The organism is Roseivivax sp. CAU 1761 (assembly GCF_054482755.1).
On sequence record NZ_JBTLRM010000006.1, the window covers coordinates 65,480 to 77,060 of the forward strand.

Genomic DNA, 11,581 nt, shown 5'->3' on the forward strand with positions numbered 1-11,581 from the left:
TGGCCGCAAGGCGGCCAAGAGGGGCAGCGCCCCTCCCCCGCCCACACAAGAAAGGACCCCTCCCCATGGCCCAATACGACGTCATCGTGATCGGCTCCGGCCCCGGCGGCTACGTCGCCGCGATCCGCGCCGCGCAGCTCGGGCTCAAGACCGCCTGCGTCGAGGGCCGCGAGACGCTCGGCGGCACCTGCCTGAATGTCGGCTGCATCCCGTCGAAGGCGCTGCTGCACGCCACCCACCAGCTGCACGAGGCGCAGCACAACTTCGCCAAGATGGGCCTGAAAGGCGCCGCCCCCGAGGTCGACTGGGCGCAGATGCTGACCTACAAGTCCGAGACCATCGAGACCAACACCAAGGGCATCGAGTTCCTGTTCAAGAAGAACAAGATCGATTGGCTCAAGGGCTGGGGCTCGATCCCCGAGAAGGGCAAGGTGAAAGTCGGCGACGAGACGCACGAGGCGAAGAACATCATCATCGCCACCGGCTCGGACGTGGCCCAGCTCAAGGGCGTGGAGATCGACGAGAAGGTGATCGTCTCCTCCACCGGCGCGCTGGAGCTCGAGAAAATCCCCGAGAGGATGGTGGTGATCGGCGCCGGCGTGATCGGGCTCGAGATGGGGTCGGTCTATGCCCGGCTCGGCGCCGAGGTGACGGTGCTGGAATATCTCGACACGATCACGCCGACGATGGATGCCGAGGTGCAGAAGGCGTTCCAGAAGATCCTGCAAAAGCAGGGGCTGAAGTTCCAGCTCGGCGCAGCGGTCTCGGGGGCGGAGGTGACGGACGGCCGCGTCACCGTCTCCTACAGCCTGAAGAAGGACAACAGCGCGCACCAGATCGAGGCCGACGCGGTGCTGGTCGCCACCGGCCGCCGCCCGGTGACCGAGGGGCTGGGCCTCAAGGAGCTCGGCGTCGAGATCACCGAGCGCGGCTTCGTGAAGACCGACAAGCATTGGAAGACCTCCGTCGACGGCATCTACGCCATCGGCGACGCCACCGAGGGCCCGATGCTCGCCCACAAGGCCGAGGACGAGGGCATGGCCGCCGCCGAGGTGATCGCCGGCAAGGCCGGGCACGTGAATTACGGCGTCATCCCGTCGGTGATCTACACCCATCCCGAGGTCGCCAGCGTCGGCAAGACCGAGCAGGAGCTGAAGGAGGAGGGCCGCGCCTACAAGGCCGGCAAGTTCTCCTTCATGGGCAACGGCCGGGCCAAGGCCAACTTCGTCGCCGACGGCTTCGTGAAGATCCTCGCCGACAAGGAGACCGACCGCATCCTCGGCGCGCACATCATCGGCCCGATGGCCGGCGACCTGATCCACGAGATCTGCGTGGCGATGGAATTCGGCGCCGCGGCCGAGGACGTGGCGCTGACCTGCCATGCCCACCCGACCTTCTCGGAGGCGGTGCGCGAGGCGGCGCTGGCCTGCGGCGACGGGCCGATCCACATGTGAGCATGGCAGGCCCGGGCCCTCTGGAAGGGGGGCCACCCCCCCCCCACCCCCGGGATATTTGTGCTCAGAAGAAGGGGGGCGGGTCAGGGTGCCGGACGGGCGGGACGGCCGGCCTCGGCCATCAGGCGGTCCGAGGCCTCCTCGACCTCGGCTTCCAGCGTCTTCAGGAAGTCGCGCTGACCGGTTCCGGCGGGGATCCGCGGCAGGAACTCCACCACCGCGGTGCCGGGGCGGCGATAGATGCCCTTGCGCGGCCAGAACAGACCCACATTGGTCGCCGCCGGCACGCAATCCTGTCCCAGCTGTTCGTAGAGCACCGCGGTGCCGACCTTGTAGGGCGCCTTGACCCCCGGGGCCACGCGGGTGCCCTGGGAATAGATGATCAGCTGGCCGGGATCGGCCCGGCCCTTGGCGACGTCGGCGGCCATCTTGCGGATCGCCTGGCCGCGCTTGCCGCGATCCACCGGCACGCAGCCGATCCGCAGCGCGTATTGCCCTATCACCGGCGCCCACATCAATTCGCGCTTCATGATGAACTTGCCCGCCGGCACCGCGCCGAAGATCAGGATGATGTCGAGGAAGGACTGGTGCTTGGCGGCGATCAGCACCTCGTCTTCCGGCACCTCGCCGCGAATCTCGGTCTTCAGCCCGACCATCCAGGCGGCGCTCCAGCGCACCCAGCGGCACCAGGTGCGGCAGGCCATGCGGGCGCCGCGGGACGAGACCAGCGCCCAGGGCAGGAAGGCCAGGCCGAGCACCGCCATGGCGAGGTAGATCTGGCCCACGAAGACCAGCGAGCGCAGCCATTGCACGGCATGAGACATCAGGCGAGTTCCTCCAGAACCTTGCGCGCGGCGCGCCGCGTGGCGATCCAGGCCACCGCGGCGGCCAGCGGCGGCACGGCCAGCGGCCAGAGCCAGCCGGCGCCCTCGAAGCCCAGCCCGGTCAGCACGCCGCCGGTCTCCACGGCCTCGGGCAGCAGCGCCACCGCCAGCCCGCCGGCCGCCGCCCCGGCCGCGGCGCCCAGCGCGCTGCGCAGGGTGAAGCGGCGCACGAAGGCGCCGGCGATGTAGCCGTCGGTGGCGCCGACCAGCCGCAGCACCGCGATCACCCGCGCATTCGCCGCCAGCGCCGCCTGCGCGGCCAGCGTCACCATCGCCGCCAGCGCCGCGGCGATCAGCGCCAGCGCGCCCCAGCCGAACAGCCGCAGCCCGTCCGCCGCCGCCAGCAGCGGCCGCCGCCAGCGGCTGTGATCGTCGAGCACCGCGCCCGGCACCTCGGCCTGCAGCCGCAGCCGCAGCCCGGCAGCGTCGAAGCCCGCGCCGGTTGCGCTGAAGGCCACGAGCCGCGGCACCGGCAGCGTCTCGAGCGGCAGGTCCGGGCCGAACCACGGCGCCAGGAGGTCGCGCTGCTCGGCCTCCGAGAGTGCGCGCGGCGCCGTCACGCCGGGCGTCGTCTCGAGCACCCGCAGCGCCGCTGCCACCTGCGCCTCCTGCTCCTCGGCCGGGGCCGAGATGCGCAGCGTGGCGCCGCGCGCCAATTCCTCCGACCAGCGCTCGGCCAGGCGCCCGGCGGCGAGGGTCACGGCCAGCGCGAAGACCGCCAGGAAGGCCATCGCCGCGGCGCTGAACAGCGTCAGGTGAACGGTGAAGCCCGAGGGCGGCACCACCCGGTCGGCGCCGGCCTCGCCGCGCCGGAGCGGTCCCAGCCGAGAGCCGAGCGCGGCGGAGAGGCGCGAGGCCAGGCGGCTCACAGGTCGGCCCCCGCGAGCCGCACCTGGCCGTCCGAGATGCGCAGCACCCGGGCCTGGACCTGCGCCTTGGCGGCGCGGATCAGCGCCAGGTCATGGGTGGCGATCAGCACCGTCTTGCCCATCCGGTTCAGCTCCACCAGCAGCGTCAGCAGGCGCTGCGACATCTCCCAGTCGACATTGCCGGTGGGCTCGTCGGCGAGGATCGCGTCGGGCGACATGATCACGGCCCGGGCCAGCGCCGCGCGCTGCCGCTCGCCGCCCGAAAGTTCCGGCGGCAGCGCCCCGGCGCGGTGGGTGAGCCCGACCCAGGCCAGAAGCTCGGCCATGTCGGCGCGCGCCGCCGGACGGTCCTGGCCGGACACGACGAGCGGCAGCGCCACGTTCTCGGCGACCGGCAGGTGATCGAGGAACTGGCAATCCTGGTGCACCACGCCGATGCGCCGGCGCAGCATGGCGATGCCGTCGCGGCCCAGCCGGGCGGCGTCGCGCCCGAACAGCTCGATGCGGCCGCGCGTCGGCTTCAGCGCCCCGTAGCAGAGCTTGAGCAGCGTCGTCTTGCCGACGCCCGAGGGCCCGGTGAGGAAATGGAAGCTGCCCGGCGCGAGGGTGAGGTCGAGCCCGTGCAGCAGCTCGCCGCCGCCGTAGGAATAGGCCGCATCCTGAAACGAGATCACCTGGCCGACCGCCTCCCGGGGCTGCGACGGGCGGACGGCGCGGCGCCGCACCCGCAATCTTGGGTTCCCGCCCCTCTTGCCCGAGGCGCCCCGCGGATTCAATCCGGCGGGACGCCGGCGAAGGGACTTTTCCCCGCTCCCCGGCCGCCCTACTCTGCCGCCGGTGCCGTTTTGCGGCGCCGGCCCCCGAGGCGGCACATGGAACCCGGAATGCGGCTGACCTGTCCGAACTGCCACGCCCTCTACGACGTCCCCGCCGAGCTCATCCCGGCGGAGGGCCGGGACGTGGAATGCTCCGATTGCGGCGAGACCTGGTTCCAGCCGCCCGAGACCGGTGCGGCCGAGGAGCCGGCGCCGGAGCCCGCCGCGCCGGCCGGCCCGGCCGAGGCGCCGGAAGCGGTGCCGGAGGCCGCGGTTCCGGCCCCGCCGGCAGCGGCGGGCGATCCCGCGGCCCCGCCCGTCCCGCCTGCGCCGCGCCGCAATCTCGACCCCGAGGTCGCCGAGGTGCTGCGCCAGGAGCGCGACTACGAGACCCGGCGGCGCGCCGCGGCGGCGGAGGTTCTCGAGACCCAGACCGAGTTCGGCTTCGAGGCGACCCGGCCAACGCCGCGCCCCGCGCCAGACCCGGGGTCCGGCGACGCCGCCGCGCCCGCGGACGCGGCGGAGGACCGAACCGCCGCGATCCCCGAGATCCGGCCCGCCCTGACCCCGGCGGCGACCGGGTCGCGCCGCGACCTGCTGCCGGACATCGACGAGATCAACCAGACCCTGCGCTCCGAGGACGAGCGCCGGCCGGTGGAGACGGTGCAGGGGCGCGCCGCGATCGACGAGGAGCGCGCCCGCGACCGGGTCGAGTTCGGCCATGCCTTCGCCCTGGCGCTCGGCGTCGGGGCGGTGCTCATCGCGCTCTACGCGGTCAGCCCGGCGCTGGCCCAGGCGTTGCCGTTCCTCGAAGGGCCGCTCGGGGCCTACGGCGCCGCGGTGGATGGCGGCCGCGCCTGGCTCGACGGCCGGGTGGGGGCGGCGCTGGCGGCGCTAGACCTGCCGGGGCCGGGGATCTACGGCAGCAACTGAGCGCGGCGGCGCCCGAGGCGCAGCCGTCACTGGCCGATACGGGCCGGGGCCAGCGGGCGGCCAGGCCCCTGCCCGCCCCTCCCTGCTGCTGCCCCCGCCGCGCCTGACCGGCGCTCGGGGGGACCTTGTCGACCCTCCGGAGGCCTTGCACGCAGATCTCAGCGCCTGCGGCGGCGCTTCTGGGGCTGGCCGACCAAGACGTGATCGCCCCGGGCCGGCGCGCGGACTTGAGCAGCGTGCCGGCGGAGTCGCGCCCGCCCCGGGGGCGACGCTCTACCGAGGCCGCGTGCGGAGCCGCGTGATCCAGCCCGTCGCCGGCGCCGTCCGGCGCCCTGTCCGCGCCGCGCCCGGGGCGCCCCCCGGGGGGGCGCGTCATCGCGACGTCACTTCCACGTGTCAGTCTGCGGAACGGCTGGGGGCGCCGCGGCGTTTCCAATTGCGCATTTCAGTCGCACCATTTCAGCACGCAGGGGGCGGTCCACCGGTCCGCCCCCGTTTGCGCGGCTTTCCCTGCACGACCAGATAGATATGCATTGCGCGGGAGGCGGGCATTCGGTTCCGCGCATGGCCATGCTGCGCTGCGGCGACTATGTCATGTCGCAAGGGAGGGACATCCGGTCCCGAAAAGGAGACAGTCACATGTCGGCCACCGATTTTCACGCCCAGACCGCTTCGCAGGATTCCCGCGGAAAGTTCTTCACCCGCATCCTGACCGCCATCGGCAACGGTTTCGTCAGCATCGCCGAGAGCAACCACCGGGTGCGCCGCGTCAACCGCCTGAGCGCCATGTCCGACGCCGAACTGGCCGCCCGCGGCCTGAAGCGCGAGGACATTGTCCGCCACGTCTTCTCCGACGTGCTCTACATCTGAGTCGCCGTGGCCCCGGGGCTCCGCTGAGGCGGGGCCCGGGGCTTCCCGCGCCCGACGGATGACGTCATCAGCACCGGCGCCGCGCCCTGCGGCGCCGGTGCTGCCGTTTCACCCGAGCAAGCGTCTTGCCCCGGGTCGCCGGCGGCGCCCGCGCTGCGCAGCGGCCAGCACGGCCGGCCCGCGCGGATGGGGACGAACGGCGGCCGGCCCGCGCGCCCTGGACGTGCCGGTGACGGCTGAAGGGCAGCGCCGCCCCGTGGCTCCCCCCGCGAGGCCCGACATTCCCCGCGCGCCTCGGCGCCGGCGCACCGCCGGCGCATAGGCGACCGGAGCCGCCCGCCGGACGGGCCTTGTATCGCTCCGCGACCATACGCATAGAGACGCCGGGTCTGGAAACGGAGATCGGCATGTCGATCCGCAAGTCTGTCGCCGAGACGCTCGACCGCTCGGGCACGCGCAACTTCATCACCGGCGTGATCCTGTTCAACGCGGTGGTTCTCGGGCTGGAGACGTCCGAGGCCGCGATGGCGGCGGCCGGCGAGCTGATCATCCTCCTCGACGCCCTCTGCCTGTCGATCTTCGTGATCGAGATCGCGCTCAAGATCTTCGCCCGCGGGACTTCGTTCTTCCGCTCCGGCTGGAACGTCTTCGACTTCGCCATCGTCGCCGTGGCGCTGGTGCCGGCGACCCAGGGCCTGTCGGTGCTGCGCGCGCTGCGCATCCTGCGGCTGCTCAGGATCATCTCGGTCGCGCCGACGCTGCGCCGGGTGGTCGAGGGCTTCGTCTCGGCACTGCCGGGGATGGCCTCGGTGTTTTTGCTGATGGCGCTGATCTTCTACATCGCCGCGGTGATGGCGACCAAGCTCTTCGGCGACGCCTTCCCGGACTGGTTCGGCTCGATCCCCCACTCCGCCTATTCGCTGTTCCAGATCATGACGCTGGAAAGCTGGTCGATGGGCATCGTCCGTCCGGTGATGGAGACCTATCCCTATGCCTGGATGTTCTTCGTGCCGTTCATCCTGGTGACGACCTTCGCGGTGGTGAACCTCGTCGTGGGCCTGATCGTGAACAGCATGCAGGATGCCCATGCGCAGGAATCGAACGCCGCGACCGAGGATTACCGCGACGAGGTGCTCCGCCGTCTCGACGCCATCGAACGGCGCATGGCGGAGCGCGGACCGCGGACCGACTGAGCTCCGGTCCTCCCGGGTCGGACTGGGCCAGCGCCGCGCCGGCAGGGGCGGCGAGCGTCACCGGCGGCGTGGGCGGCGCCATCACCGCGACGCCAGGCGATGAAGAGCCGCGCGGGCCCGGCGCGATCCCAGGATCGATTGGCACCGCGACGGGCGCCAAGCGGTCGCCCTGCTCGAGGCGCGCGGCGAGCGTCGGCAGCGCACCCATGGCGCAGCGCCACACCCTCGCGTCGGCCATGAAGACCACACTGGCGACGGGGAGGATCGCCGGGATCAGCGCTGCCCGGACCATCTCGGTGCAGGACGGAGCTCGGGTCGAGCCCGGCAAGATCGCGATTGCCGGCGTGGACCGCCCTCACCTCGGACGAAGCGCGGGAGACCTCATCCACGTCTCTTGCCGACAGTCCGCGCAGGATGATCCCCGCCTACAGCGGAGCAGTGCCTTTTGCCCTGCGCAGAAGGCCTGCTCTCAGCAGTTGGAGGATGGGTGAGGGCCCGATGCGAGGCTCCCGTCCTCGGCGAAGGGCCACGACCTGGCTGGCAAATGGCCATCGGACCGGGTCCGATGGCCGGATCGGAGGTGTGCCTCAGGAAATGACCCCGCCCGTCAGCCGCATTTCGAGTGCCCGCAGGCGGCGCAGGTGAGGCAGCCTTCGAGCATGCGCAGCTCGTACTGGCCGCAGGACGGGCAGGCCTTGCCGCGGGCGGCGGGGGCGGTGGCGGCGCGGGGGTCGGATTTCAGGCCCATGCCCTCGGCCTCGAGGAAACCGATGGCCACCAGGTGCTGCTCGATGACGCCGCCGATCGCCGCGAGGATCGACGGGATGTAGCGGCCCTGCACCCAGGCGCCGCCGCGCGGGTCGAAGACCGCCTTCAGCTCCTCGACCACGAAGCTCACGTCGCCGCCGCGCCGGAACACCGCCGAGATCATCCGGGTCAGCGCCACGGTCCAGGCGAAATGCTCCATGTTCTTCGAGTTGATGAAGACCTCGAAGGGCCGCCGGCGCCCGGCCACGACGATGTCGTTCAGGGTGATGTAGATGGCGTGTTCGCTGTCGGGCCATTTCAGCTTGTAGGTGGTGCCCTCGAGGGTCTCGGGGCGGTCCAGCGGCTCGGACATGTAGACCACGTCGCCATGCGGGCGCTCGGGCTCGGCGGCGGGGGTGGCGACGGCTTCGGGGGCGGGCGCGTGGTCACCGAACAGCAGCCAACCGGGCGAAACTTTCAAGGTGGCTGATAAGTCTTGCGCGGCGTTACGGCTCATTTCTCCGCCAGCTTCGATGTTCCCTATGTAGGTCGCATTCACTGATGACTGAGACGCGAGCTGGCGTTGCGAAAGCCCAATCTTCTTTCGCGCCCATTTCAGACGCTCGCCTGCGGTACCGAGCATTTGAGCATTCTTTGCCGTGTCCTCCCCCACGCTGAGCACGCTCCCGGTCACCTCGTTCGGGCGGTAGGTCGTGCAGCCCTTGCAGCCGCTCTGCCAGGCCTGAAGATAGACGTCCTTGAAGGCGTCGAAGGCGATGTCCTCGGGCACGTTGATGGTCTTGGAGATCGAGGAATCGACCCAGCGCTGCGCCGCCGCCTGCATGCGCACGTGATCCGCAGGCGCGAGGGTCTGGGCGTTGACGAAATGCTCCGGCAGGGGGGCGTCGCCGTTCCGCTCGCGCCACATCCGCACGGCGTAGTCGACGACCTCCTCCTCGGTGCGGCTGCCGTCCTTCTGCAGCACCTTGCGGCGGTAGGCATAGGCGAAGACCGGCTCGATCCCCGAGGAGACGTTGCCGGCATAGAGCGAGATCGTCCCGGTGGGCGCGATCGAGGTCAGGAGCGCGTTGCGGATGCCGTGGGCGCGGATCGCCTCGCGCACGTCCTCGTCCATGTCCTGCATGGTCCCCGAGGCAAGGAACTTCTCCGCGTCGAAGAGCGGGAAGGCGCCTTTCTCGCGCGCCAGATGCACCGAGGCCAGGTAGGCGGCGCGGGCGATCCGGTGCAACCAGCGCTCGGTCTGGCGCGCTGCCTCCTCGGAGCCGTAGCGCAGCCCCTTCATCAGCAGCGCGTCGGCCAGCCCGGTGACGCCGAGCCCGATGCGGCGCTTCTGCCGCGCCTCCTCGGCCTGGGCGGGCAGCGGGAAGCGCGAGACGTCGACCACGTTGTCCATCATCCGCACCGCGGTGGCGACGAGATCGTCGAGCGCCGCCTCGTCGATCCGGGCGGCATCAGTGAACGGGTCGCTGACCAGCCGCGCCAGGTTGACCGAGCCCAGCAGGCAGGCGCCGTAGGGCGGCAGCGGCTGCTCGCCGCAGGGATTGGTGGCGGAGATGGTCTCGCAATAGGCGAGGTTGTTCTTCTGGTTGATGCGGTCGATGAAGATCACGCCCGGCTCGGCGTAATCGTAGGTGGCGCGCATGATCCGGTTCCACAGATCGCGCGCCGGCAGGCTGCGATAGACCTTGCCGCCGAAGCTCAGATCCCAGGCGGCGTCCTCGTCCACCGCCCGCATGAACGCGTCGGTGACCAGCACCGAGAGATTGAACATCCTGAGCCGCGCGCCGTCGGCCTTGGCGGCGATGAAGGCCTCGATGTCGGGGTGGTCGCAGCGCATCGTCGCCATCATCGCGCCGCGCCGCGAGCCGGCCGACATGATGGTGCGGCACATGGCGTCCCAGACATCCATGAAGGAGAGCGGCCCCGAAGCGTCGGCGGCGACGCCCGAGACCGCGGCGCCCTTGGGCCGGATGGTGGAGAAATCGTAGCCGATGCCGCCGCCCTGCTGCATGGTCAGCGCGGCCTCCTTCAGCATGTCGAAGATGCCGCCCATGCTGTCGGGCACGGTGCCCATGACGAAGCAGTTGAACAGCGTCACCGACCGCGCCGTGCCGGCGCCGGCGAGGATGCGGCCGGCGGGCAGGTAGCGGAAATCCTCGAGCGCGGCGTAGAAGCGCTCCTCCCAGTGCCCGGGATCGGCCTCGGGCGCCGCCAGGGCGCGGGCGACGCGGCGCCAGCTCGCCTCCACGCTGTCGTCGAGGGGGGTGCCATCGGCGGCCTTGAATCGGTACTTCATGTCCCAGATCTGTTCGGCGATGGGAGCGGAGAAACGGGTCATGCGAACCCTCCTGGCGCGGCGCGGGACAAAGGGGGCGCCCCACTACAGTTTGCAGCCCCGAACCGGGGCTCTACAATATACGGCCAAGAGCCTGGAGAATCCATGCCGAATCGCATCTGCCATCTTCTGAAACTCAGCGCCGGCACCGACTCGGTCGAGAGCCTCGCACGCTGGCAGGCCTCGGCGCCGGCGCGGGGCGCCGACGGCCATCCGCGCCACGTCACGCGAATGTGGCCGAAACGCGAGGCGGAGATCACCGCAGGCGGGTCGATCTTCTGGGTCATCAAGGGCCTGATCCAGGCCCGCCAGCGGGTGCTGCGGTTCGAGGAGGTGGTGCGCGCGGACGGCATCCGGCGCTGCGAGCTGATCCTCGATCCCGAATTGCTGCGCGTCACCCCGGTGCCGCGGCGGGCCTTCCAGGGCTGGCGCTACCTCGAGGAGGCCGACGCGCCGCGCGACCTCGATTCGCGGCGCCAGGCCGAGGAGACGCTGCCGCCGGAACTGGCCGGGGCGCTGGCCGAGATGGGCGTGATCTGAGCCTCGCCGCGTGCCGGCCCGACCGCCGCTGCCGCCGTCCGGACCCTTCGCCGTCAGCGTGATCCGATCGGCCGGGCGGGGGCCGGATCCGGGCGGCATGCCCTGCGCTACGCCCGCCCGACGTGCCCGCCCGATCGTCGCCGAGCGCGGTTCAGGCCGGCGGCGTGATCGGCGCCCCGGCGCGGGCCGATCGGAGCCGGACTGCGGCGGCGGCGGCGTTGTTCCCGATGGTGTCCGCCCGCGCCCGGTCCCGGCAGCCGTGCGGGCGTCGGCTCCGGGGCGATTGCGGGGCCGTGCCCCCTGCCCGCCCGAAAAACCACCCCCCGCACGCAACACGACCCGCGGCGATGCGCGGGTCGTTCGGGTCGTTCAGATGCCGGGTCGATCGGCGCCCGGGCGGGCCGCGGCGCCAATCCCCGGCGCCTGCAATCAGTGCATCCGCGGCGCCGACAGGCGCGTGATCTCCTCCTTCAGGCGCAATTTCTGCTTTTTCAGTTCTGCAATGTGCAGGCCGTCCGTACCGGGGGCGCGCTGTGCGGCCTCCACCCTTTCCGACAGGGTTTGGTGCTTCTTCTTCAGTTCCTGCAGATGCGAACTCAAGCTCATGGCGACCTCCATTCGGTGAACGATCCCCGGATTGCAGCACAGCCGCGACCGAAAGTCACGCCTTCCGGGGTCGATGATTCAAATTCGGCCAGTTTTCGCGACCGAATCTTGCGGCGCTCTCTTCAGATGGGCAATGCCCCGCCGTCGCGCAAGATCGCCGTCACCGCGGGGGCGTAATCCTCGCCGTCGCGGAGATGCGCGGCGCCGGCATGCAGGACGAACGGCGGCGCCAGGCGGAACGCGGCGCGGCCGCCCTTGACGCCGCGCACCAGCACCAGCCGGGGGGGGGGGGGGGGAGGGGGGGGGGGGGGGGG

General features: G+C 71.4%; 10 protein-coding genes and 1 pseudogene. 5 read left to right on the top strand and 6 right to left on the bottom strand.

All coding sequences use genetic code 11. The features are described 5' to 3' along the window. Positions 1-65: 65 nt before the first annotated feature. Complete coding sequence (gene lpdA, locus ACXYMW_RS05845) at positions 66-1,454, top strand: dihydrolipoyl dehydrogenase (protein ID WP_459034359.1); 1,389 nt, start codon at positions 66-68, stop codon at positions 1,452-1,454. 83 nt (positions 1,455-1,537) lie between these two features. Here the strand turns inward: lpdA and ACXYMW_RS05850 are convergent, their stop codons facing one another. Genes ACXYMW_RS05850 through ACXYMW_RS05860 form a run of 3 tightly spaced genes read right to left on the bottom strand, consistent with a single transcriptional unit; the run spans position 1,538 to position 3,881 of the window. Continuing rightward, complete coding sequence (locus ACXYMW_RS05850) at positions 1,538-2,278, bottom strand: lysophospholipid acyltransferase family protein (protein ID WP_459034360.1); 741 nt, start codon at positions 2,276-2,278, stop codon at positions 1,538-1,540. Beyond that, positions 2,278-3,198: a cell division protein FtsX gene (locus ACXYMW_RS05855; RefSeq protein WP_459034441.1), complete on the bottom strand. Its 921-nt coding sequence runs from the start codon at positions 3,196-3,198 to the stop codon at positions 2,278-2,280. The genes ACXYMW_RS05850 and ACXYMW_RS05855 overlap by 1 nt, the downstream gene beginning before the upstream one ends. Positions 3,199-3,203: 5 nt before the next feature. Next, complete coding sequence (locus tag ACXYMW_RS05860) at positions 3,204-3,881, bottom strand: cell division ATP-binding protein FtsE (protein ID WP_459034361.1); 678 nt, start codon at positions 3,879-3,881, stop codon at positions 3,204-3,206. 210 nt (positions 3,882-4,091) lie between these two features. Here ACXYMW_RS05860 and ACXYMW_RS05865 point away from each other — a divergent pair, with 210 nt between their 5' ends. From ACXYMW_RS05865 to ACXYMW_RS05875, 3 genes are all read left to right on the top strand, one after another. Then, a complete protein-coding gene (locus ACXYMW_RS05865; RefSeq protein WP_459034362.1) occupies positions 4,092-4,955 on the top strand; it encodes a zinc-ribbon domain-containing protein in 864 nt (287 codons plus the stop codon). Positions 4,956-5,594: 639 nt separating this feature from the next. Continuing rightward, a complete protein-coding gene (locus ACXYMW_RS05870; RefSeq protein WP_459034363.1) occupies positions 5,595-5,825 on the top strand; it encodes a DUF1127 domain-containing protein in 231 nt (76 codons plus the stop codon). A gap of 407 nt (positions 5,826-6,232) precedes the next feature. Continuing rightward, a complete protein-coding gene (locus ACXYMW_RS05875; RefSeq protein ID WP_459034364.1) occupies positions 6,233-7,018 on the top strand; it encodes an ion transporter in 786 nt (261 codons plus the stop codon). Positions 7,019-7,625: 607 nt separating this feature from the next. Here the strand turns inward: ACXYMW_RS05875 and ACXYMW_RS05880 are convergent. After that, positions 7,626-10,124: an adenosylcobalamin-dependent ribonucleoside-diphosphate reductase gene (locus ACXYMW_RS05880; protein WP_459034365.1), complete on the bottom strand. Its 2,499-nt coding sequence runs from the start codon at positions 10,122-10,124 to the stop codon at positions 7,626-7,628. A 102-nt stretch (positions 10,125-10,226) separates the two neighbouring features. Here ACXYMW_RS05880 and ACXYMW_RS05885 point away from each other — a divergent pair, with 102 nt between their 5' ends. Continuing rightward, the gene (locus ACXYMW_RS05885) at positions 10,227-10,661 is read left to right on the top strand and encodes a DUF1489 family protein (protein WP_459034366.1); all 435 of its coding nucleotides are present in this window, start codon (positions 10,227-10,229) and stop codon (positions 10,659-10,661) included. Positions 10,662-11,090: 429 nt separating this feature from the next. Here ACXYMW_RS05885 and ACXYMW_RS05890 read toward each other — a convergent pair whose 3' ends face one another. Next, positions 11,091-11,267: a YdcH family protein gene (locus tag ACXYMW_RS05890; RefSeq protein ID WP_459034442.1), complete on the bottom strand. Its 177-nt coding sequence runs from the start codon at positions 11,265-11,267 to the stop codon at positions 11,091-11,093. Positions 11,268-11,389: 122 nt separating this feature from the next. Further along, positions 11,390-11,581, bottom strand: a pseudogene (locus ACXYMW_RS05895) (methyltransferase); the annotation flags it as partial.

Bases quoted from the DNA above. Each gene is read 5' to 3' on its own strand.
- lpdA (WP_459034359.1), top strand. From the start codon at position 66: ATGGCCCAATACGACGTCATCGTGATCGGCTCCGGCCCCGGCGGCTAC.
- ACXYMW_RS05850 (WP_459034360.1), bottom strand. From the start codon at position 2,278: ATGTCTCATGCCGTGCAATGGCTGCGCTCGCTGGTCTTCGTGGGCCAG.
- ACXYMW_RS05865 (WP_459034362.1), top strand. From the start codon at position 4,092: ATGCGGCTGACCTGTCCGAACTGCCACGCCCTCTACGACGTCCCCGCC.
- ACXYMW_RS05870 (WP_459034363.1), top strand. From the start codon at position 5,595: ATGTCGGCCACCGATTTTCACGCCCAGACCGCTTCGCAGGATTCCCGC.
- ACXYMW_RS05875 (WP_459034364.1), top strand. From the start codon at position 6,233: ATGTCGATCCGCAAGTCTGTCGCCGAGACGCTCGACCGCTCGGGCACG.
- ACXYMW_RS05880 (WP_459034365.1), bottom strand. From the start codon at position 10,124: ATGACCCGTTTCTCCGCTCCCATCGCCGAACAGATCTGGGACATGAAG.
- ACXYMW_RS05885 (WP_459034366.1), top strand. From the start codon at position 10,227: ATGCCGAATCGCATCTGCCATCTTCTGAAACTCAGCGCCGGCACCGAC.
- ACXYMW_RS05890 (WP_459034442.1), bottom strand. From the start codon at position 11,267: ATGAGCTTGAGTTCGCATCTGCAGGAACTGAAGAAGAAGCACCAAACC.